18 protein-coding genes are annotated in these 22,709 nt (G+C 60.8%); 7 read left to right on the top strand and 11 right to left on the bottom strand.

Going from position 1 to position 22,709, the window contains the following annotated elements; all coding sequences use genetic code 11:
* Window positions 1-251: 251 nt before the first annotated feature.
* Genes APH41_RS09700 through APH41_RS09710 form a run of 3 tightly spaced genes read right to left on the bottom strand, consistent with a single transcriptional unit; the run spans window position 252 to window position 2,334 of the window.
* Window positions 252-968, bottom strand: a complete 717-nt coding sequence (locus APH41_RS09700) for an alpha/beta hydrolase (protein WP_054898540.1) — start codon at window positions 966-968, stop codon at window positions 252-254.
* Window positions 969-978: 10 nt separating this feature from the next.
* Window positions 979-1,734 (bottom strand): precorrin-6A synthase (deacetylating), encoded by a 756-nt coding sequence (gene cobF / locus APH41_RS09705; RefSeq protein WP_034127307.1) that lies wholly within the window; start codon window positions 1,732-1,734, stop codon window positions 979-981.
* 45 nt (window positions 1,735-1,779) lie between these two features.
* Window positions 1,780-2,334, bottom strand: a complete 555-nt coding sequence (locus APH41_RS09710; RefSeq protein WP_034127306.1) for a histidine phosphatase family protein — start codon at window positions 2,332-2,334, stop codon at window positions 1,780-1,782.
* A gap of 216 nt (window positions 2,335-2,550) precedes the next feature.
* On the opposite strand from APH41_RS09710, the gene APH41_RS09715 reads away from it, so the two are divergent.
* Window positions 2,551-7,107, top strand: a complete 4,557-nt coding sequence (locus APH41_RS09715; RefSeq protein WP_156359039.1) for a DUF6543 domain-containing protein — start codon at window positions 2,551-2,553, stop codon at window positions 7,105-7,107.
* A gap of 62 nt (window positions 7,108-7,169) precedes the next feature.
* Here APH41_RS09715 and APH41_RS09720 read toward each other — a convergent pair whose 3' ends face one another.
* Genes APH41_RS09720 through APH41_RS09730 form a run of 3 tightly spaced genes read right to left on the bottom strand, consistent with a single transcriptional unit; the run spans window position 7,170 to window position 11,234 of the window.
* Window positions 7,170-8,489 (bottom strand): MFS transporter, encoded by a 1,320-nt coding sequence (locus APH41_RS09720; protein ID WP_054918699.1) that lies wholly within the window; start codon window positions 8,487-8,489, stop codon window positions 7,170-7,172.
* Window positions 8,490-8,522: 33 nt separating this feature from the next.
* Entirely contained in the window at window positions 8,523-10,052 is a 1,530-nt protein-coding gene (locus APH41_RS09725) for a class I adenylate-forming enzyme family protein (protein WP_054918701.1), read from the bottom strand.
* Window positions 10,053-10,055: 3 nt separating this feature from the next.
* Window positions 10,056-11,234, bottom strand: a complete 1,179-nt coding sequence (locus APH41_RS09730) for an acetyl-CoA acetyltransferase (protein ID WP_054898545.1) — start codon at window positions 11,232-11,234, stop codon at window positions 10,056-10,058.
* 130 nt (window positions 11,235-11,364) lie between these two features.
* Between APH41_RS09730 and APH41_RS09735 the strand changes: the two genes are divergently transcribed.
* The 4 genes from APH41_RS09735 to APH41_RS09750 all read left to right on the top strand — a co-directional run bounded on the left by APH41_RS09735 (window position 11,365) and on the right by APH41_RS09750 (window position 15,960).
* Entirely contained in the window at window positions 11,365-11,937 is a 573-nt protein-coding gene (locus APH41_RS09735) for a LuxR C-terminal-related transcriptional regulator (RefSeq protein ID WP_003190613.1), read from the top strand.
* Window positions 11,938-12,763: 826 nt separating this feature from the next.
* Window positions 12,764-13,660, top strand: a complete 897-nt coding sequence (locus APH41_RS09740) for a VOC family protein (RefSeq protein WP_054918704.1) — start codon at window positions 12,764-12,766, stop codon at window positions 13,658-13,660.
* A complete protein-coding gene (locus APH41_RS09745; protein ID WP_054898547.1) occupies window positions 13,657-15,048 on the top strand; it encodes an alginate export family protein in 1,392 nt (463 codons plus the stop codon). Before APH41_RS09740 ends, APH41_RS09745 begins: the two co-directional genes overlap by 4 nt.
* A gap of 93 nt (window positions 15,049-15,141) precedes the next feature.
* A complete protein-coding gene (locus APH41_RS09750) occupies window positions 15,142-15,960 on the top strand; it encodes an alpha/beta fold hydrolase (protein WP_054898548.1) in 819 nt (272 codons plus the stop codon).
* 150 nt (window positions 15,961-16,110) lie between these two features.
* Here APH41_RS09750 and APH41_RS09755 read toward each other — a convergent pair whose 3' ends face one another.
* Window positions 16,111-16,497, bottom strand: a complete 387-nt coding sequence (locus tag APH41_RS09755) for a DoxX family protein (RefSeq protein ID WP_034127298.1) — start codon at window positions 16,495-16,497, stop codon at window positions 16,111-16,113.
* A 183-nt stretch (window positions 16,498-16,680) separates the two neighbouring features.
* Between APH41_RS09755 and APH41_RS09760 the strand changes: the two genes are divergently transcribed.
* Entirely contained in the window at window positions 16,681-17,679 is a 999-nt protein-coding gene (locus APH41_RS09760) for an NAD(P)H-quinone oxidoreductase (RefSeq protein ID WP_054918707.1), read from the top strand.
* Window positions 17,680-17,864: 185 nt separating this feature from the next.
* Here the strand turns inward: APH41_RS09760 and APH41_RS09765 are convergent, their stop codons facing one another.
* From APH41_RS09765 to APH41_RS09775, 3 genes are all read right to left on the bottom strand, one after another.
* Entirely contained in the window at window positions 17,865-18,995 is a 1,131-nt protein-coding gene (locus APH41_RS09765; protein WP_054918711.1) for an alkene reductase, read from the bottom strand.
* A gap of 78 nt (window positions 18,996-19,073) precedes the next feature.
* A complete protein-coding gene (locus APH41_RS09770; protein ID WP_054898551.1) occupies window positions 19,074-19,751 on the bottom strand; it encodes a type 1 glutamine amidotransferase domain-containing protein in 678 nt (225 codons plus the stop codon).
* Entirely contained in the window at window positions 19,748-20,377 is a 630-nt protein-coding gene (locus APH41_RS09775; protein ID WP_054898552.1) for a TetR/AcrR family transcriptional regulator, read from the bottom strand. Before APH41_RS09775 ends, APH41_RS09770 begins: the two co-directional genes overlap by 4 nt.
* Before the next feature lie 173 nt (window positions 20,378-20,550).
* Between APH41_RS09775 and APH41_RS09780 the strand changes: the two genes are divergently transcribed.
* Window positions 20,551-21,489, top strand: coding sequence for a GlxA family transcriptional regulator (locus tag APH41_RS09780; RefSeq protein WP_034127293.1), 939 nt, complete (start codon window positions 20,551-20,553; stop codon window positions 21,487-21,489).
* 579 nt (window positions 21,490-22,068) lie between these two features.
* Here the strand turns inward: APH41_RS09780 and APH41_RS09785 are convergent.
* Window positions 22,069-22,707 (bottom strand): GNAT family N-acetyltransferase, encoded by a 639-nt coding sequence (locus APH41_RS09785; protein ID WP_054918714.1) that lies wholly within the window; start codon window positions 22,705-22,707, stop codon window positions 22,069-22,071.
* Window positions 22,708-22,709 lie beyond the last annotated feature (2 nt).

The following is a 22,709-nucleotide window of genomic DNA, read 5'->3' on the forward strand; positions in this document are numbered from 1 at the left end:
AAGGGCGGAACCCTAAGTGGCCGTTACCGCAGGAATGGATATGTACACGGTCCAACTGTGTTGACTGCCAGGCCGTCTTCGCAGGCAAGCCAGCTCCCACATTGGATCGCGGGGCATCAGTTATATCTGTGTCGGCTGCCAGGCCGTCACGGGAGCAAGCTCCCTCGCCACAGATTTAGCGTCGTGCCGAAGTTGTGTAGATACCTATGGCTATCGCAGGCAAGCCAGCTCCCACATTTTTAACCGCATTTTCACTTCAGGCTTTTCTCTAGCCAGGCTTTCAAGTCCTGCACTTCCGCTTCGCTGATGGTGTGATTCATTCCCGGGTACTCATGAAACTCCGGCTTGAGCCCCAACCCCGTCAGCACCTTGTTCGCCTGCGTGGCCGAGCTAAAGGGCAGCGCCTGGTCCAAGGTGCCATGGCCGATAAAGATCGCCAGCTTGCCCATGGACGCATCAGGTTTGAGCGCAGACCTGAGCACCGGTAGCACGCTGCCACTGAGCGCAGCGATACCGCGTACCAACTCGGGTTCACGCAAGGCCACCTCGTAAGACATGATTGCGCCCTGGCTGAACCCCACCAGGAACACCCGATCACTTTGGGTGTGGTACTTGGCGGTAGCCTTGAGCACAAAGTCCTTGATCAGCCGGGCGCTGCTGAACAGTTCATCAGTCTCGCCGTTGTACTCAGGCTCATCGGTCTTGGTGAACCAACGATAACCTTGCGGCTGCACGGGCAGCGGCGCGCGCACCGACAGGTAGGTCCAGGTGGACGGCAACGCGTCCTTGATACCAAACAGATCTTCCTCGTTGCTGCCAAACCCATGCAGGAAGATCACCAGCGGCTGGTTGCGCGCATCACCCTGGGTCTGTTCCAGGTAGGACAAAGGCAAGTCGGTGTGCAAGCCGGAGTCGGCATGAGCGGCGCCGGCCACCAGGGCCAAGGCGAGTGCAAGTTGTTTGAGCATCGGGTTTACCTCAGGGTTTGCGCAACAAATAGGTGTCCATGATCCAGCCGTTTTCCAGGCGCGCCGCCTTGCGTACCCGTTCGATCTCTTCTGCCACATGCGCCACTTTACCGCTGATCAGGATCTCGTCCGGCGTGCCCAGGTAGGCGCCCCAGTAAATATCCAGGTCCTGATCCGCCACACTGCGGTAGGAATCTTCGGCGTCGAGCATGACCACCAGGGTATCGGCATCACTCGCCTGCCCCGCCGCCAACCGGCGCCCAGTGGTGATTTCGATGGACTTGCCAATACGGTTGAGCGCCACCTTGTGCTGCGCCGCCAGGGCTTGCACGCTGGTGATGCCGGGGATCACTTCAAACTCGAAGACACAGCGACCACTGGAAAGAATCGCCTGCAAGATGCGGATGGTGCTGTCGTACAGCGCCGGGTCGCCCCAGGCCAGGAACGCCCCCACCTCACCGTCAGCCATTTCTTCGTTGATCATGCGTTCGAAGGTCTGCTGCTTATCGCGGTTGAGGTCCTGCACAGCGGTGGTGTAGTCGATTTCACCGCGCACACGCTCCGGGCAGTCGGCCTCGACAAAACGGTAGCCGGGCTCGGTGATATAGGTGTCGCAGATTTCCCGGCGCAGGTCGATCAGCTTGTCCTTGCTCTGGCCCTTGTCCATCAGGAAGAACACGTCGGTACGGTTCAGCGCCTTCACGGCCTGCATCGTGATGTAGTCGGGGTTGCCGGCGCCAATGCCGATGATCAGGATGCGTTTCATGGGTTGCTCTCAGTGCGGGGCGTGGATTTTGCCATGATCAACGCATCAGGCGTGAGTTTCCAGGCGCAGGCGCCAGACCGCGTTGAAACGCAGCTCGGTGCGCGACAGCGGTTCGACATCGATCAGGTAGAACATCGATACTGGAAATTGCATGACGTACAGCATTGCAGCGCGGATGACCAAGGGATGTGTAACGGCCACCACATGGCCGGGTTGGCACTCCAGTGACCTCATCCATTCGCCCACGCGCGCGCAAATGTGGTCCACCGACTCGCCGCCATGGGGGGCGCTGGCGCTGTCGGTGAGCCAAGTCATCAATTCATCGCGATCAAGCTGGGCAGTGTCCTGCCCCTTCCAATGGCCAAAATCGCCATCGCGTAACGCGGGCTCAACCACGGCGTGGTCACCGAACAGCGTTGCCGTCTGGCGAGTCCGCGCTTCGGGCCCGCATATCAGGCGCACACTTTTGCGGAACCGATCCGTCAGTGACAGCCGCGCATTCTGCCAATCCATCAGTAACGACTCGTCATCGGGAAACCGCCCCTGCTTTTGCATGGGGGTCACGGCATGACATACGAGAGTCAATCGGGTTGCTTGCATAGGCACCTCACTCTGCTCAGGGACGCGGCGGGGAGAAAACGGCGGCGTATTTCAACCTGTCACAACGAACAGGCAAAGGACTGTGACACATGACGGCTCCCCGCATCAGCGGCTGTAACCCTTCGTATTAAGTGGATACGGAACACCTTCGTACAGAAAAGCCACGAAAATTCGCCACAGAAGGCGCGCTTTTCATAACGATAGACGGAGACTTCCATGACGATCCCGGCAGCCACGAACCATGTTCCACCCTCATCTTCGCAACAAACGCCAACAGGCACCTTTGCGTGGCCGGTCAACCCGGATGAAAGGCTGAAGTATGACATCGCTCAGCAGCCGGAAAATCCTGGTCGATCCGAGCCCGTTTCAAGACGCGCACCAAGTTCGCCTCAATTTCTGCTCACTCAAGGACACGTCAGCACGTTGGTGGAAAAGAGTGATGCCGAGCTGGCACAGCAGCTCAGCGCGGCATTGATGGGTCAGGTCGCTGAGGAGCTCACAACCAACAGACAGTCACTCACCGCCCCGACCCTCACCCAGGTTCCGCCTTTTTCCAGCTTCGGCCAAGCGTGGGCACGTTTTAACCAGGCGCTCAGGGCAGAGCCGTTTGCAACCTTTGCCAAAGCCCATCACATCGACCTGTCCAATTTCAGCTGGAACCCTCAAGAGGGAACCATGACGTGCATGATCAATGGCTCCCCCAACAGCTTCACGGAGTTCACCCCTGGCTGGTCACAGGCATCGGCGGACGTCGCCGCAGCGGCCAGAGAGCTGGGCGCCCCGTCGACGACCTGGTTCCGCTACACCGGCGAACACACGCCTCCCAGTTACCTGGTCGGAGACTTCTACGCTATCGCTAGAACCGAGCTCACGCGCAATCCGCGGGCCGTGATCGCGGCACTCCAGCAAGCCGATACATTCCCCTCTCTGGTCATCCCCAACGGCCCCCTGCCATTGGACATCTCGCAACAGACCTTGCGTGCCAGGCAAGCACAACGTAGCGTGAAGGAGACGATCACCCAAGCCACCTTTGAACGCAGCGGCACACTTGCCGACTCCAGTCGCACACCGACGCCCGCCGAACGCGTCGAGGCGGCTGATCGGGAAGTAGCACGGGAGTGTGCCAGAATCCTCACGAGGATCGGCTATCAAAGGCGCATTGATGATCAGTCGCTAACCTTTCTCCCCCTCCTGAATGTGCCTGACGACTCTACCTACGCACACACACGCGAGGCGTTCGGCAAATGCTTCTCCAGCCCCGCTTTCCTGGCGTTTGCGAAAGAACATAATCTCGAGGTTTCATCCTTGTTTATCCACTTGCCGACAGGCCAGTTGGAAGGCTACGTACGAAACCCTGACGGCAGCCGTAAATCGATTGTTTTGCGCACGTCGACTTGCCCCCAATGGGCGGCCCTTGAACCCGACATTTCAAGCGCAGCCCGAAAATACGGGAGAAGCGGCTCGGTCTACGAGGGGCCCGTTCGTACCCAGCAAGCGCTGGATCTCTCTATGATGCTGGACTTTTACGGCGTGACTCGGGAAACCGGCTCAGAGCAGAAGTGGCTCGAACAAGTCGCAGGGCTCATCCGCGATGGCTTCCCCTCCTTGAAAAAAAACAACCCTTCTGCTGACACCTCGCGTGGGATTCGCGAACTGCAGCAGGCAACCCTACAAGCACTTGCAGGCATCAAACCCCCTCCAACACCTATTGTCGTTCAAGCGCCTGCGCCGGTAACCACCGCCAAGCCGCCCGTCGCCAGCCCCGTGAGCGACATCGCCCACCGTCTGTTTAACGCAGAGCCCGGATTGCAATCGGTCGTATCGGGATTACTCAAGGACGCCATCGATGCGTCATTGAACCTCGATGTGGAGCAGTTGGCGTTCGCCGTTCCCGATCCGGACAATCCAGGTGAGCACATTGAAACACCGCTGATGGAAATGATCATCAGCCATGTCGCTGGAGGCGCCGCGCCGGTTTTCGACAGCGCTGGCAAATTCGTCGATACGCGCGAGGACGTGCTCGCCCGTACCGGCAAACCTGCGGGTACTGCACTTCCTATCGATAGGTCAGCGCTACAGAAGGCTATGAGCGAGTTGCCCGGCAAGCTGAACGAAACGCTTCGAGCGGCAAAGATCACGTATTGGAATGAGCCGCCGTTCAATGAGCCGGCCCCTGGGCTGAGTGCCGACACAGCGCTCGGTGTCACCCCGATTTACGCGGGTAGTCGCCGGTCAATGCTCGGCCAGCTGCTGCACAGCAACCTGCGCCTGGCCAGTTTAAAATCCCCAGGTCTCAATGACATACAGCGCGAAACACTGGATACGGTAGCAAGGTTTCCCCACGGGCACCTCAACCCCACAGACAACTCCAAGACAACCATTCACTTCATGGTCCGCACTGACCCGGCCAACCCAGACAGCCCGAACGTTCAAACCCCTAACCTGTTCATCGAACGCAAGGCTGGGGACCGCACCCTCGCTGTGCTGATGTGCGAACCCAGCGGAAAGGTTACTCCTTATGCTTCCCTGGATGCAGCCCAGCAGGCCTGGGAACAGCAAAACCCCGCGGCGCAACCACCGACCCGCACCGACAAGCCCAGCCTGAAAGCCTTCGACGCTGATGCGTTCTACCTGCAAGCGAACGTCATGATTAACAACGGGGACGCCAACGCCGACACTGATCCCGCGCTGATCGTGGCGCGACCATCCCAAGAGTCCGGGCTCAAGCGTCCCGAATGGTCGAAAACCGCCTCGGATGCCAATCGCTTTATTTACCATGACCTGCTTCTGGAGATGGCGGGCTTCGAGCGCCGGCACAAGGGCAAGAGCTTTGGCAGTGATATTCCGGACATTAGCACTTATATCCAGGAACAGATCAAAGCCCTCAACCCTCCACCCTTTCACTATGACATCAAGGATCTGGAAGTCATCTTTCACACTCCCTATGGCGCCCCGGCCAGCGGATTCGGATCAACCCAAACCACCACCCTGCCCTTCACCGAAACCTTTGTACGCAACCTTTCAGGATTACCAAAAGGTCGGGTGGAGGTGCGTCACAAACCGACGGGCATTCATCTAGCCAAGCTCGGAAAAGAGGGCGAACTGGGTAAGCTGATTCAGCAAATCGATGCCGGCAAGAACTACCCCGAATTAGTCAGGCGCGAGCTGCTCGACGATCCTGAAAAAAAAACCAGGCGCCAAGCGCTGTTCGCCGAGCAAGTCCCGATTGAACTGAAAATGAGGGCCCTGGAACTGACGGCCAAAGGCGAGGCTGGCTTCGATAACGCCATGGGTTTTCGTTACCTCCAGGCAATACTGGATCCAACGCCAGGGAAGAAGTTCGTCAATGGCAACGAAATCACCGTGCGCCCGTTGGCGCTCATGCGCCTGCCCGGCGCGGTGCCCGATGTGGTCGAAAACATGTTCCTGATCGAACCCAAGGACATCACAGTCGGCCCGCACATTCTTTATCGCCCGTTGAATTCCAGCGCCCCTCTGCTGCAGTTTCCTTCGCGCCAGGCGCTAATGGAGTCTGTCCAGACACAGAAGGAGCTACAAAAAGACATTCTTGCCTGGCTGCCTGATGAGACAACCCGCGCCGTCTACAGGCACGATGGCTTTCGCGAACCGCATATGCCGACATATACGCCCGTGTTCACGCCTGCGCCGCCCACACTGGCGACTCACGACCTGTCGTCCGAGCTGCAAACCGCGCAACTGATGAGCTACTTGTATGAAGCAAATTCAAGGGCGCTGACATCGCTGGCCAAACACCAAGCCGTATCCAACGGGGAAAGTCGCTGGGAAAGGATTAAAGAAGGGGCAGGCCTATTACTCAATACGGCATTTCTGTTCATGCCAGAGAGTGCCTTTTTAATCGGTATGCCGTTTCAGGCAGACAGCATCATAAGTGATATCAAGACGCTTGCCGGGAGCAGGGAAGGAAACAAAGAAGCAGCCGCAACAGATTTATTCATCAACATAGCGATGTTAATGCTTCACCTCGCAAGAGCACACCCCACTCAAACCTCCGCACGTACTGGAGTCGCGGCCATTCATACGGTACCGCAGGAAAAACGCGTAGGTGATTTACCGGCGGCGCCTTCGCCTGAGTCAGCATTACGTGAAGTGATTCGGTTGGGCGGTCCATGGAGGGGTTTCAAGGCCATCGATGGCGACATACAAACCTTCGAGGATATTTACAAAGGCGCCCCACGGCTCAATATATTCGGACATGGGACTGAACCGGCCACCGGAGAGCCCGCGAAAGTCGTAGGCGCAAACGGCAAGTTCTATTCGGCGCAAGACATCGTCAATAAACTTCGTGCGGAAAAAATTGACTTCAGCAAATATAAAAACATTGTGCTTCGCGTCTGCTATTCCGGCGCAAACGGCCCGAACTCGCTGGGTGATGAAATCTCCAACCTGACCAACATACCCACCAAGTCATTCGCAGGTCCTGTGCACATGGATTATTTTTTGGGCAAAGACCCAACGGGCCTGTTCAAAACGTACTATCGGGAATTCAAAGCGAAATACCCCACGCTTTCTCCACGCGACATAAAGTTGCTCGCTGACTCGAAAGTGAAGTTGGATTTTGCCAAGAACAACCACCTTAATACGGTGGAAAAGACATCAGGAACGCTGCTGCGATTCAATATTGGCACCCAGAAAGAGCCTGAGATGGTTCAAGAACTTGTCGATTACCGGCCACATTACTCCTACCCTGCCCTGGCCGCGACCCACGTGTTGCCAGCCAATTCAGCCCGATAGCCTGTTGCGGCAGGTTTGCCAACGCAACCCTGCCGTTTGATTACCAAGATGCAAACACGGCGTCAGGCCAGCGCCGTTTTCGCAGACGCCACCCTAGGCGTGGCACCGACCACGAAGTCCTCCTTGCGCAACACCACCAGCGCTACCAACGACACCACCCCGGTCGCTACATAGAAATACCACGGCGAAGTAATGTCGCCTGTCACCTTGATCAACCAGGTGGAAATCAACGGCGCACTGCCGCCAAACACCGCGACAGGCACGTTATACGCCACGGCAATCCCAGTGGAGCGAATCCGCGTCGGCAACAGCTCACTCATCAACGCATAGGTTGACGACGCGTACAGCCCGAACAGAATCGCCACCGCCATCAACGGCGCGAAGAAGGTCGCCGGGGTGGCGGTCGGGGCGGATTTGAACAGCCAGAACATCGCCAGGGTCGCCAGCGTGCCGATCACCATCAGGAACGGCTTGCGCCCGTATTTATCGGTAAAGGCCCCGCCAAACGGCATCACGAAAGCCGCCGAGAAGCTGGCGACGAACACGTAGAGCAAGGTGGTGCCACTGTCGAACTTGAGGATCTTGGCCATGTAGGTCGAGGCGAACGTCAGCACCAGGTAAAAGATCGAGCTGTGCAAGGTGATGATAAAGAACACCAGGGCAATCGCCCGCTTCCACTGCCAGACCTCACGCAGCGGCGCCCGCGAAGTTTGCCCGGCGCGTTGCAGGGCGAGGAACTCGGGGCTGTCTTCGAGCTTGAGGCGAATGTACATGGAAATAAAGCCCAGGGGCGCGGCGATCAGGAACGGTACGCGCCAGGCCCATTCCTGCATGACCTCGGCGCCCAGCACCCAGGTCATGCCGTTGGCCACGGCGCCACCGAGCAGCAGGCCGAGCACGGCGGTGACCATCAGCCAGCAGGTGGCAAAGCCACGGCGACCGGGGCCGGCGTATTCAGAGATGAAGCTGGTGACCGTACCGATTTCGCCGCCCGCCGAGAAGCCCTGCACGCAGCGCACCAGGATCAACAGGATCGGTGCGGCGATGCCCAGGCTGGCGTAGGTCGGCAACAGGCCCAGCATCACCGTGGAGCCGGTCATCATCACCAGCGCCATGATCAGGGTTTTGCGCCGGCCGATCTTGTCTGCCAGCGGGCCGAAGAACAGCCCACCCAAAGGGCGGATAAAAAAGCTCAGCGCAAACGCGGCAAAGCTGGCCAACAGGCTGGTGGTGGGGTCATCGGAGACGAAGAACGCCTGGCCGATATAGACCGCGAGAAAGCCATACACGCCGTAGTCGTACCACTCGATCAAGTGGCCGGAGGTGGCGCCCAGAAACGCACGGCGGCGCTTGCGGACGGTGTCTTGTGCGGGATTGCCCATCGTGGGGACTCCTTGTCTGATTATCGATCCATGTTAAAGCGCGGCGATACTCGCGGTTTGCAGCCAATGCCGCAAGTCGGTCTTGAGAATCTTGCCGTAGCTGTTCTTCGGCAAATCGCTGCGCCACACATATTTTTTCGGCTTTTTGAACGAGGCCATGCGCGCCAGGAACCACGCCGTCAGCTCGCCTTCGTCCAGCGGCTGGCCGCTGCGGGTCACCACGAAGGCCACCACCGACTCCCCCCATTGCGCGTCGGGCTCGCCCACCACGCACACTTCGAACACCTCGGGATGCTGGGCCAGCACTTCCTCGACTTCACGGGGGTACACGTTGCTGCCGCCACTGATGATCACGTCCTTGGAGCGATCCGTCAGGGTCAGGTAGCCGGCCGGGTCGAGGTAGCCGATGTCGCCGGTCAGCAGCCAACCGTCCACCAGCGTCTGGCGCGTGGCCTGCGGGTTGCGCCAGTAGCCTTGCATCACCGTGGCGCCACGCACCGCGATTTCACCGCGTTGGCCGGTGGGCAGTGGCTGGTGCTCGGCATCGAGAATGCGGATCTCGACACAGGCTTGCGCGTGGCCCACCGAGGCGGCCAGGGTGGCCCAGTCGGGACGCTGGCGTTCGGCGATCAAGGCGCGGGGCAAGACGCTGATGGTCATCGGGCTCTCGCCCTGGCCGTAGATCTGCACCAGGCGCGGGCCGAAGGTGTCGACTGCTTCGCGCAGGTCGGCGAGGTACATGGGGCCGCCGCCGTAGACGATGGTCTTGATGCCGGCGCCGTGATAATCCTGGCGCCGGGCCTGTTCGACCATGCGCTTGACCATGGTCGGCGCAGCAAACAGCGACACCTGGCCCATGTGCTCGGCCAGCCCGAACAGCTCGGCGGCATCGAAGCCATGGGAGGCCGGCACCACATGGCGGGCGCCGCAGCGCACATGGATGAAGTTGTACAGGCCGGCGCCGTGGGACATGGGCGCGGCATACAGCGCCGCATCGTCGGCGCTCACTTGATCGACATCCGTGGCGTAGCACAGCGACATGGCGATCAGGTTGCCGTGCGACAGCATCACGCCCTTGGAGCGCCCGGTGGTACCAGAGGTATAGAACAGCCAGGCGAGGTCGTGATCCTGGCGGGGCACCGGCTGTTCCAGGCTGGGCCAACCATGGCTGGGCGGCAGCGGGTGGCCGTCCAATTCCGTGCAATGCGCGGGCAAATCCCGCGATGAAAACACCTGGCCGCCGTCGGTAAAGATCAACCGCGCCTCGGCATTATCGGCAATCCACGCCGCTTCGCTGGGGTGCAGCTTGGCGTTGATCGGCACCGCCACCCCGCCCATCCACCAGATGGCGTAGAGCAGTTCCAGGTAGTCGCAGCTGTTTTTCATCAGCAGCGCCACCGCGTCTCCCGGCACCAGGCCATGCTGCTCCACCAGGTGCGCGGCGCGTTGGCGCACGTGGGCGGCGAAGCTGGCGTAGTCGGCCACTTGCACGCTGCCGTCGAACAATGCCGGGCGTTGCGGGGCCCGACGCTGGGTGTCGTGCAGCCAGTTGGCAATGTTCATGACTCAGCTCCGGCGTGCCTGCAGGACCGAGGCGTAGTTGGCCACCGCCATGCCGCCCATGTTGAACACCAGGCCGAACTCCGGGTTGGGCACCGCCAGGCCAATCGGCTCGCCGGTCAATTGCCGGAACGCCAAGGCATGCATGGACACCCCCGTGGCGCCGACGGGATGCCCCTTGGCCTTGAGTCCGCCGGAAAGGTTCACCGGTAAGCGCCCGCCGGCGCGCACCACCCCGCTGTCGAGCACGCGATGGCCTTCGCCCTTGGGCGCCAGGCCCATGGCTTCATAGATCAGCAACTCGGCAATGGTGAAGCAGTCGTGCACTTCGGCGAAGCTCAGGTCAGCCAAGGTCACATTCGCCCCGCGCAGCGCTGCATGGATCGCGCGTTGCGGGCCCTCAAAGGCGAGGATGTCACGCTGGGCGATGGGCAAGGTGTCGTTGACCTGGGTCATCGCCCGGATTTGCACCTCGCGACGGAACGCCCGCGCACGTTTGGGCGAGGCGAGGATGATCGCGGCTGCGCCATCGCTGATCAGTGAGCAATCGGTCAGGCGCAGGGAGTCAGCCACGAACGGGTTGCTTTGGGACACGTTGTTGCAGTGTTCGAAATTCATCTCCCGATGCATCTGCGCCAGCGGGTTGGCCATGGCATTGGAGTGGTTTTTGGTAGCGATGGCCGCCATCGAGCCCAGCGGGCAGTGGTAACGCTCGGCGTATTGGCGGGCGGCGCGGCCGAACAACTGGGGGAAACTCAGGCCGGCTTCGGCCGGGTCGTTCTGGTAGCCGGCCCCGGCCAAGGCTTGGGTGACCGCGGCAGTGCTGGTGTGGGTCATCTTCTCGGCGCCCACCACCAGCACCAGCTCAGCGCTGCCGGAGAGGATCGCATTGACCCCCGCCTGAATCGCCGCCGAGCCGGATGCACAGGCGTTTTCACAGCGAGTAGCCGGTTTGAAGCGCAGCCCGGGGTCGGCTTGCAATAGCAATGAGGCGGCAAACCCGTCGGGCACCAGCCCCGAGTTGAAATGGCCGAGGAACAACGCATCGATTTGCGACGCGTCAATCTCGGCGTCGCTCAGGGCTTCGCGGGTCACCTGGACGATCAGGTCTTCCAGCGTCGTGCCTTCCAGGCGACCAAAGCGGGAGTGACCAGCGGCAACAATGGAGACGCAATCAGCAGGCATAATCAATTTCTTCTGTTCTTGATTCGGACTTTACTTACAATGACCCACCCCTGATCGTGCGCCAATTCGTGTAACTACTTACACGGGTAAGTAGCGCCCCAGGGCATTGAACAACGAGGCAGGATGCCCCATGACCGCGCTAGCCCAGCAATTTCCCGACCTCGAACGCCTGGCGTTCAAGCTGTCCCCTGCCCCGCAGATCGTCACCAGCGACCGCGTGATTCTCGACTGCAACGACGCTTTCCTGAAGCTGTTCGGCTATACGCGCGACGCACTGGTCAACCAGCTGACCTTGCTGATCTACCCGTCCCAGGCCGACTACCACGCCATCGGCAAGCGCAGCCATGATTGGCTGCTCGACAGCGACAACGGCTTTTATTCCGATGAACGCTTCATGCAGCACCACAATGGCGAAGTGTTCTGGGCCAAGTCCCACGGCTACACCCTCACCCCCAAAGACCCGTTCAAGCTGATGATCTGGCACTTCGAACGCCTGGACCGCATGCACCAGGGCACCGGCGACCTCACGCCCCGGGAGCGGGAAATCGCCATGCACATCGTCAACGGGTTCAAATCCAAAGAAATTGCCCTGCGCCTGGCGATCTCCCACCGCACCGTTGAGGTGCACCGGGCGCGGTTGATGAAGAAATTGCAGGCCAAGACGGTGGTGGAGTTGGTGTCGAAGATCATTATGGTGGCCTGACCGATAACGGCTGTTTAACCGATGCCCCGCCATCCAAATGTGTGGGCAGCCCCAATGCCGCACAGTTAAGCGAACGCAATGCCCAACGCAACGAAGATCAAATGTGGGAGCTGGCTTGCCTGCGAAAGCGGTCGTGCAGTAATAGATGCAGTGACTGAAACGTCGTCATCGCAGCATAGGTATCTACACAACTGTGCAGTTCGCCGCAGCCACCGGTAACTACGATGCGAAGCGAGCCGCTCTTGATCTGCTTTTGATCTTGATCTCAGGCGCCCCGTTAAACCACGCTGGCCGAACGCAGGCTTGAATTCGTGGGTAACCCGGCAGGACGCCGGGTTAGCCGTCCTGGGCCAAGGATGGCCCATGACGGCGGCCCACGGATTCAAGCCGGAGTGAGGGCACACCGAGCCTAAGCGAGGTGCCGAGTGGTGGGGCAAGAGCGTTTTGCTTACTTTTGTCTGGGCCGGCATTCCGGCTTTTCAAAAGTGAGCCGCTGTAAAAGCGGAACCATAAGCAGCCATGACCTAAATAATGGATATGTACACGGTCTGATCCAAGATTATGGTCGGCTCTCAGGCCGCCTTCGCAGGCAAGCCAGCTCCCACAGTTTGATCGTGGGGTATCAGCTAGAGAAGCGTCGGCTGGCAGGCCGTCATCTCAGGCAAGCCAGCTTCCATATTTGGATTGAGGGGCGTCAGGTAGACAGGCGTCGGCTGTCTGGGCCGCGTAGCTGAAACGTTCAACCGAGCACGTCCATACAATTCCCCACCGCCCTGCCCCCCTAACCTCACGGCTTTCGAACCCTCAGAAGCGCTGGAGAACGGGCATGGGTAACACAGCAACCAAGGTATCGCTGGCATTGACGCTGCTGGCAAGTGCGATGATGAGCAACGCGTTTGCCGCCACCCCGAACGTGGCCGTGGCGCCGCAGTACGACACCAGCCATGTGTATGTGGCACCGGCCGATGTGGACCGTTTTGCCCAGAGTTTCCTCGCCACCTTCGGCGGCAAAAGCACGCCCCAGGTCGTGGTCAACGTGCTGCCGGTGCCGAGCAGCACCACCTCGCAATTGCTCCAGACCCCGGCGGGCACCGTGTCGTTGTTCGGCTTTACCACCCCCGTGCCTCACCCGTTCGGCCAGGAACGCAACGGCTATCTGGTCAAGGACATGGACGTGGCCCTCAAGGCCGCGCGTGAAAATGGCGCCGACGTAATCGTCAGCGATTTCCCCGACCCCATCGGCCGTGATGCCGTGGTGCAATGGCCGGGCGGTGTGAACATGCAGCTCTACTGGCACACCAAGACCCCGGATTACGCCGCCTTCGACACCGTGCCGGAAAACCGTGTGTATGTGTCCAACGACAGCGCCGAGCGGTTTATCAAGGCATTCCTGGGTTTCTCCCACGGCAAGGTAGTGAGCGACGACAAGCACGCCCCTGGGGTTGATGTCGGCCAGGCCGGCGGCCACTACCGCCGCGTCGAGATCGAATCGCCGTTCGGGCGCATGGCGGTGCTGGTCACCAACGGCCAACTGCCCTACCCGTTCGGCCACGACACCACCGGTTACCAGGTCAACGACCTCGCCGCCACCCTGGGCAAGGCCACTGGCTCTGGCGCCACAGTGCTGGTGCCGGCGTTCGACAGCAAAGGTCGGCGCAGTGCGTTGGTGGAGTTCCCGGGCGGTTATGTCGCAGAAATCCACCAACTCAGCGCGGCAAAATGATTCGTCACGCAGGCTGGAGCCTGGCTGTGCTGTGGCCGTTGCTTGCTGGCAGCGTGCAGGCCGACGACCAGCTGGTACGCCCGGCGATCAAGGCCAACCGCTGGCAGGAAGACTGGTCTGTGCTCAAGGACCCGGCATTGCGCACGCAACCGCTGGACAACCTCAAGTACATCCCACTGTCCGCCGCCAACCCGTTCACCTACTTGTCGTTGGGCGCAACCTTGCGTGAACGTTTCGAGATGAACGACGCCAGCGGGTTCGGCGTGCGGGATGTACCGCGTGACCGCTACCTGATCCAGCGCTTTCAGGTGCACGCCGACTTGCACCTGAACGAACACTGGCGGCTGTTCACCCAGTTGGAAGATGTGCGGGCCTATGACAAGACCACCATTGGCGGTGCCGACCAGAACCGCGTCGACCTGCGCCTGGCCTTTGCCGAATACGTGAAGACCTTCAGCGCTGGCACCTTCAAGGCACGGGCTGGCCGCCAGGATTTCGCCTTCGACTTGCAGCGTTTCATCTCGTCACGGGACGGCCCGAATGTGCGGCAGTCCTTCGATGCGTTGTGGGCGGACTGGGAAACGCCGCAATGGCGCTTCATCGGGATCGCCAGCCAACCGGTGCAGTACCAGGATGGCCGGCATTTCGACGACAAGTCCAACAGCGACGCGCGCTTCCACATGCTACGAGTCGAGCGGCTGGTGGGCGGCACCAATGAGCTGTCGGCCTATTACGGCGTGTACGAGCGCAGCGCCGCCCATTACCTGGACGCCGACGGCGAAGAGACGCGCCAGTTGCTGGACGCCCGCCTGGGTGGCGCAGCCCAGGGTTTCGACTGGGACGTCGAAGCCATGCTGCAACGCGGCTCGGTGGGCAGCAAGACGATTCGCGCCTGGGCCGGTGGCAGCCGCACCGGCTACACCTTTGACACGCTGGCCTGGAAGCCGCGTATCGGCCTGCAACTGGATATCGCTTCCGGTGACCGCCAGGCCGGTGACGGCCGGGTCGGCACCTTCAACCCGCTGTTCCCCAATGGCTATTACTTTTCCCTGGCGGGCTACACCGGCTACAGCAACCTGATCCACGTCAAGCCGTCGATCACCGTCAAGCCCCTCGCCAAGCTCAGCGTGCAAACCGCCGTCGGCCTGCTGTGGCGGCAGACCACCGCAGACGCCGTCTACACCCAGCCCAACCTGGCCGTGGCTGGCACGGCGGGCCAAGGCGAGCGCTGGACCGGCGCCTACGGCCAACTGCGCACCGACTACGCCTTTACGCCCAACCTCAGCGGTGCGGTCGAAGCGGTGCACTACGCGGTCGGCCAGACGCTGCGTGATGCCGGTGGGCACGACAGCAATTACCTGGGCATGGAGCTCAAGTTCAGTTGGTGAGACAAGCACACCCATACAAGCCTGGGCTCAGGTTTACGGCAATAGTGAGGCGGTTTTTACACCGCCCTTTTTCAGCCCTGCAAGGAGTTTCAGATGAGCACATTCGTTGCCAAAGACGGTACCCAGATCTACTTCAAGGACTGGGGCAGCGGTAAGCCCGTGCTGTTCAGCCACGGCTGGCCGCTGGATGCGGACATGTGGGAATACCAGATGGAATACCTGAGCAGCCGTGGCTTTCGCACCATTGCCTTTGACCGTCGTGGTTTTGGCCGCTCGGACCAGCCATGGACCGGTAACGACTACGACACCTTCGCTGACGATATCGCCCAGTTGATCGAACACCTTGACCTGCAGGACGTGACCCTGGTGGGCTTCTCCATGGGTGGCGGTGACGTGGCGCGCTACATCGCCCGCCACGGCAGTGCCCGTGTCGCCGGCCTGGTGTTGTTGGGCGCGGTCACGCCGATCTTCGGTCAGCAAGCCGACTACCCCCAAGGCGTGCCAGGCGAGGTGTTCGATGGCATCAAGGCCGGCCTGTTGAAGGATCGTGCGCAGTTCATCAGCGACTTCAACACGCCATTCTTCGGTCTCAATAAAGGCCAGCACGTTTCGGAGGGTGTGCTCAGCCAAACCCTGCAGATCGCCATGCTCGCGTCGCTCAAATCCACCGTGGATTGCGTCACGGCGTTCTCGCAAACCGACTTCCGCCCGGACATGGCCAAAATCGACGTGCCGACCCTGGTGATCCATGGCGACGGCGACCAGATCGTGCCGTTCGAAACCACCGGCAAGGTGGCTGCTGAAATGATCAAGGGCGCGCAACTGAAGGTGTACAAGGATGCGCCTCACGGGTTTGCCGTGACCCACGCTCAACAGCTCAATGAAGACCTGTTGGGATTCCTGAACCGTTGACATCTTGATGCCCCTGTAGGAGCGAGCTTGCTCGCGAAGAACGTCAACGATAACGCGTGCTTGCTGAATGAACGCGGCGCCTATGCGTTTTTCGCGAGCAAGCTCGCTCCTACAGAAGGCAGAAGGCCGGGCGAGCCCGGCCTTTTTTGTTCAGGCAAAGCGCTGGCTCAGCACCAGCCGCCCCGGCCCTGCGATCAGCACGCTGGTAAAGATGATCAACAGCAGCCAGCCGAACTGCCCTTCGAACAGCGTCCACTCCGGGTGCACCACCAGCAACGCGATGACCAGCACCGCCAGGATCGGCAGGCACGCCAGGCGCACCAGCACGCCCGCGACGATCAGCAGCGGGCACAGCACCTCGGCAAAGATCGCCAGCAGCAACGTGACATGGGCGCCCAAGTGAAACGGGTCCTCGATCAGCTTCAATTGCTCGCTGTAGTGGAGCAACTTGGGCAACCCATGCACCCACAGCAGGAACAACGCCCCGCTGACCCGCAGGAACAACAACCCGATATCCTGATTTCTCGCTTCGTTCATACGCCACCTGTGTCCGTCAAAAATGAGCGGCAGCCAGTGTGTCCGAAGCCACGCCGACGCACTTGCAGGCTTGTGCTGAAAGCCTGCGTTTGCATTGCCCGAAGAACCCGGCATGATCTTGCTGAACTGCCGACCCCGCGCTACGGTCCCAACCCATACGCTCATCGCTACAGGAACTTTTCCATGACGCTTCCACAAGAAATGACCCTGATCGAAATCACCACCCCTGGCGGGCCCGAGGTCTTGCAGCCGCGCAGCGCCGACGTGCCAGTGGCCGGGCCGGGCGAGATTCTGATTCGCGTGCACGCCGCCGGGGTCAACCGCCCAGACGCCTTGCAGCGCGCGGGTAAATACCCGATGAAGCCCGGCATGAGCCCGATTCCGGGGTTGGAAGTGGCCGGTGAAGTGGTGGCGCTGGGCACTGGCGTGAACGAATACAGCCTGGGCGACAAGGTTTGCGCCCTGACCAATGGCGGCGGCTATGCGCAGTATTGCGCGGTGCCGGCCAGCCAGGCGCTGCCGATCCCCGCAGGCATGGACTGGATTCAGGCCGCTGCCGTGCCGGAAACGTTCTTTACGGTCTGGGCCAACCTGTTCGGGCTCGGCGGTGCCCGCAAAGGCCAGCGCGCCTTGATCCACGGCGGCACCAGCGGCATCGGTACCACCGCGTTGATGCTCTGCCAGGAATTCGGCATCCAGGCATTCGCCACGGCGGGCAGCGCCGACAAATGCGCGGCGATTGCCAAGCTCGGTGCCGAGCCGATCAACTACCGCGAACAGGCATTTGCCGAGGTCATCGCCAAACAGACCGATGGCAAAGGCGTCAACGTGATCCTCGACATCATGGGCGCCTCGTACCTCAACAATAACCTCAAGGCCCTGGGCATGGACGGCCACCTGGTGATCCTCGGCTTCCTCGGTGGCGCCAAGGCCAACGACGTCGACCTGCTGACCATCCTCGGCAAACGCGCGGTGATCACCGGCTCGCTGCTGCGGGCCCGCACGCGGGAAGAAAAGGCCGAGATTGCCCAGCAACTGCGCGAACACGTGTGGCCGGTACTCAGTGCCGGGCGCTGCCTGCCGATTATCGACCAGGTCTACGCCTACACCGACGCCGCCCAGGCCCATGCGAGGATGGAAGGTGGGGACCATATCGGCAAGATTGTGTTGCGGGTGGAGTGAGGCGATTCGACTTGCCCGCAAAGGTGGTGTGTCAGTCACTGTATCTGTTACTGCACGACCGCTTTCGCAGGCAAGCCAGCTCCCACATTTGATCTTCATTACTTCGAGCATAGCGTTCGTTTAACTGACCGGCGTTAGGGCAAGCCTCCTCCCACCCTGGATAAAACACAGGCCATCATGGGCTATCACGGCTGTTGGGCATACACCGGATAATCCACATACCCCGCCTGTGTCCCGCCATACAAGCCTTCGGCCTTCAACGCATTCAACGGCCAGCCATTGAACAGCCGCTGGGGCAAGTCCGGGTTGGCAATGAAGGGCCGTCCAAAGGCGATCAAGTCCGCCAACCCGGCCTCTACCAGCCGTGCGCCGCGCTCGGCGGTGTAGCGCCCGGCGTAGATGATCCTGCCGCTGAAGGTGGCGCGCACGGCCTGGCGAAATGTGTCGGGCAGGTCGGGGGCGTTGTCCCAATCGGCTTCGGCAATGGACACATAGGCGATGCCCGACGCTTCCAGCACTTTGATCGCTTCGATATAGGTAAGGTGCGGGTCTTCTTCCACCAGGCCGATGTAGACCCGGTCCTGATCGGTGCCACTGAACAGCGGCGAAAAGCGCACGCCCAGGCGTTCCGGCCCCACCACTTTGCACACCGCTTCGACAATCTCGCGCAGCAAGCGCAGGCGATTGTCCAGCGAGCCGCCGTACTCATCCTCACGGAGGTTGGAATGGGCCGAGATGAACTGGTTGACCAGGTAGCCGTTGGCCGCGTGAATTTCCACGCCGTCGAACCCGGCGTCCAGGGCATTGCGCGCAGCCTGGGCGTAGTGCCCTACCAGCTCTTCGATTTCCAGCGTGGTCAAGGCACGGGGGACGGGTGGCTGCACCAGTTCACCCCTACCCGGCCCGGTTTCAATGAAGGCTTTGGCTTGCAACGCCGGCAGCGCAGACGGGCCCACCGGGGCACCACCGTCAGGTTGCAGCGCGTTATGGGACACCCGCCCCACATGCCATAACTGGGCGAAGATCACACCGCCCTCGGCATGCACCGCTGCAGTGACTTTGCGCCAACCCTCGATTTGCGCCGGTGTATGAAGGCCCGGCGTCCACGCGTAGCCCTGGCCCCGGGGTTCGATCTGCGTACCCTCGCTGACCATGAACCCGGCACTGGCCCGTTGACGGTAATACTCGGCCATCAGGTCGGTGGCGATATTACCCGGCTGGGCGCTGCGCTGGCGGGTCAGCGGTGGCAGTACAACACGGTTGTTCAAGCGGTGATGCCCCAGCTTGATCGGGGTGTTCAAGATGCAGTCAGGCACGGCGATATTCCAAATTCAGGACGAACGAAAACCGTGGCGACTCCTGGGAGTCGCCACCGCGTAGATCGGTTGATTAATTTAAGCGCAGAGTGTCAGCAGGGCCTTGGCCACTTCGCTGGAGCTGCCTGGGTTTTGCCCAGTCACCAGCAAACCGTCGACAATGACGAAGGATTGCCAGTCGGCGCCCTTCTCATACAGGCCGCCCAATTTACGGAATTCATCTTCAATCAGGAACGGCACGACCTCGGTCAACTGCACAGCGGCCTCTTCCGAATTGGAGAACCCGGTGACGCGGCGGCCCTTGATCAACGGCTCACCGTTAACTGCCTTGACGTGACGCAAGGCACCCGGTGCATGGCACACAAAGCCAACGGGCTTGCCGGCCCGCTCGAAAGCTTCGATCAGCGCGATGGACACCGGCGACTCCGCCAGGTCCCACAGCGGACCGTGGCCGCCTGGGTAGAACACGGTGTCGAAGTCGGCGGCATTGACCGAGTCCAGCTTCACGGTGGTCGCCAGGGCTTGCTGCGCAGCCGGGTCTTTGCCGAAGCGCTCGGTCTGCTCGGTTTGCGCATCCGGTTCATCGCTCTTGGGGTCCAACGGCGGCTGGCCGCCGGCCGGAGAAGCCAGCACCACTTCGGCGCCAGCGTCCTTGAACGCGTAATAAGGTGCGGCGAATTCTTCGAGCCAGAAGCCGGTCTTGCGCCCGGTATCGCCAAGCTGGTCGTGAGAGGTCAGTACCATTAATACTTTCATTTTCCAGTGCCTCGATCGATGTGAATAACAGGGTTTTCAGGGCTGCCCAACAACTGTTGGGTCAGCAGCAGCGCCTCGGTGAACGGCGCGGTGGTACGGGTGATCTTGCCCATGACGCTGGTTCCCAACCATAGCGCATACAAACGCCTGGCCAGGCTTTCGGGGGCCTGCTCGAACCTGAGCGAGCCGTCTTCGACGCCGCGTTGAAGGGCCACGGCAAGCAAGTCGATGGTGCGCGAAGTACCGCGTTGCAGCGCCAGCCGCATGGGTTCTGACAGATCGGAGACCTCCGCCCCAAGCTTCACGGCCAGGCATTTGCCGGCGTCGGTGCAGCCGGTGTGGTTGTCGATCCAGCCTTGCCAATAACGCATCAGCTTGGCGTGGTGGGTCAATCCCGGCTGATCGAACAGCTGCTGCATGCCCTCGACGTAGTGGTCGAAATAGGTATCGAGTAACACCACGCCAAAGGCATCTTTGGAGTTGAAGTAGTGATAAAACGAGCCCTTGGGCACTTGCGCCGCTTGAAGGATCTCGTTCAAGCCCACCGCCGAAAACCCCTTGGCCCCGACAATGGATTGCGCCCGTTCAAGAATCGCTTGCCGCGCACTGCTGCTTGCGTTGCTCATGCTTGCCCCTCTGCGATTAGACCAGTCGTCTAGTGCGTTGGGCTCATGTTAGGCAGCGCGGCATTGGCTCACAATGTCATATCCGCAAGGATTCCGGACACGCACGAAAGTCGGTTGCCGTTTGCCCGGCACACGCCGACAATCGCCTCTCCCCTGCCCCTTGGAGAGATGCAATGCACAGCGTTGCGCTGATGGTTTACCCGAATTTCCAGTCGTTGAGCCTCAGCCTGGGCTCGGTGTTCGAGTGTGCCAACCTGCTGCGCGGCGAGCCGGCCTATGAGTTTCACCTGGTGTCGGAAAGCGGCGGCGCCGTGATGACCTCCCAGGGCTTTTCGGTGAACACCAGCGCGCTGCGCCCAGAGGGCTATGACACCTTGATTGTCAGCGGCTACCTGGAGTTTCGCCTGCCGGAAGCCAACCTGCTGGAACTGGTCAAGGCCGCGTCCGCGCAGTCGCGCCGGGTGGCGTCGTTATGCATGGGCATCTTTGTGCTGGCCGAGGCTGGCCTGCTGGCTGGCAAGCGCACCACCACCCACTGGATCCACGCACCCGCGTTTCGCAAGCGTTACCCGGATATTCGCCTGGAAGAGGACAAGTTGTTCATTGTCGACGGCCAGGTGTGGACCGGTGCGGGCATGAGCGCCGGGGTCGACCTGGCGCTGGCGATGGTGGAGGACGACCTGGGCAGCGACCTGGCCCGTCGCATTGCACGCAAACTGGTGATTGCCCAGCGCCGTGGCAGCGAGCAGTCGCAACTGTCGGCCTTGCTGGAACTGGACCCCAAGTCCGACCGCGTGCAGTTGGCCCTGGCCTATGCCCGTGAAAACCTCACCCATGATTTGTCGGTGGACGCACTGGCCGACGTCGCCCGGCTCAGCCCACGCCAGTTCAGCCGGGTGTTTCGCGAAGAAACCGGGCAGACCCCGGCCAAGGCCATTGAGGCCCTGCGGGTGGAAGCTGCGCGGGCAATGATGGAAACCAGCCGCCACCCGGTGGAAGTGGTGGCGCGCGAAACCGGGTTTGGTGATCGCGAGCGCATGCGCCAGGCGTTCCTCAGGGCCTTCGGGCAGCCGCCCCAGGCGATGCAGCAGGTGCTGTTCAACCCGGGCTAGGCCCGTGACGGCCTGACAGCCGACGCCTATCTACCTGAAGTGCCATGATCCAATGTGGGAGCTGGCTTGCCTGCGATGGCGGCCTACCAGCCGACACTTACCTACCTGACACCCCGCGATCAAACTGTGGGAGCGGGCTTGCTCGCGAAGGCGGCCTGACAGCCGACACAGTTGGATTGCGTACATATCCATTCCTGCGGTAACGGCCACTTAGGGTTCCGCCCTGACGGCGGGTCACTTTGGAAAAGCCCCAAAGTAACCAAAGGGCTCTTGCCCCACCACTCGGCACCTCGCTTAGGCTCGGTGTGCCCGTAATCCGCCAGTGATTTGGGGGGCCGCCGCCACGCGCCATCCATGGCGCGGGGCGGCTAAACCGGCATCCCTGCCGGTTTACCCCCCAAATCCCTGTCGAATTCCGGCCAGCGTGGTTTAACGGGGCGCCTAAGATCAAGGTCAAAAGCAGATCAAGAGCAGATCAAGAGCAAGATCACGAGCGGCTCGCTTCGCATCGTGGTTACGGGGTTGATCGCCACAGCCTTGTTCAGATATCTATGCTCATCGAGAGAAAGCCCCAACCCCTCAATGCAACGAAGCCCGGGTAATCAGGTAGCTCACCAACTGCGGCTCATCGTCCAGTTCAATGCTCTGCACCGGACGCGGCAAGTTATCCAGTACGGTGCGCCAGAACGCCTGGGAAACCTCGTCCTGATCATAGAAACGCACCAACCAATTGGCCGAGCCGCTGCACAGCACCTGGCTGGCGATGGCGCGGCCGATGCCTTTGCGGCGGTAGCGCTTGAGGATGAACAGGTCAGCCAGTTCCAGGGCGTCGATGCCCGGCAGTTCGCTGCTTTCGATCAACAGGAAACCGGCGATATAGCCGTCTACCAGCAACAGGTTGGCGCTCCATTGCGGGTCGCTCCAGTAGCGAGCCAGGTGTTCGTCATGGATGTAGTAACGCCCATCGGTCTCGACATCTTCCTGTTCCCAATCCGAAGACTCATAGGCGTAGTACTGGTAAAGATTACGGATCAGTTCAGCTTCTTCGGGGCCGGTCTGGATCAATTCGACGGTGGTTTCGGGCATGGGGCTCTCGGTGGAAAAACGCAGGGCGCCATTGTTCACAAAAGTGCTGCCCACGCCAATGGCCTGGCGAATCCTTTCTATTAGCTGAACCGATTGCAAATAGCGGTTGCCCTGGCCGAAATCCTGAAACATTT

The sequence above is a fragment of the Pseudomonas sp. NBRC 111138 genome, assembly GCF_001320835.1.
Taxonomy (GTDB): Bacteria; Pseudomonadota; Gammaproteobacteria; order Pseudomonadales; family Pseudomonadaceae; genus Aquipseudomonas; species Aquipseudomonas paracarnis.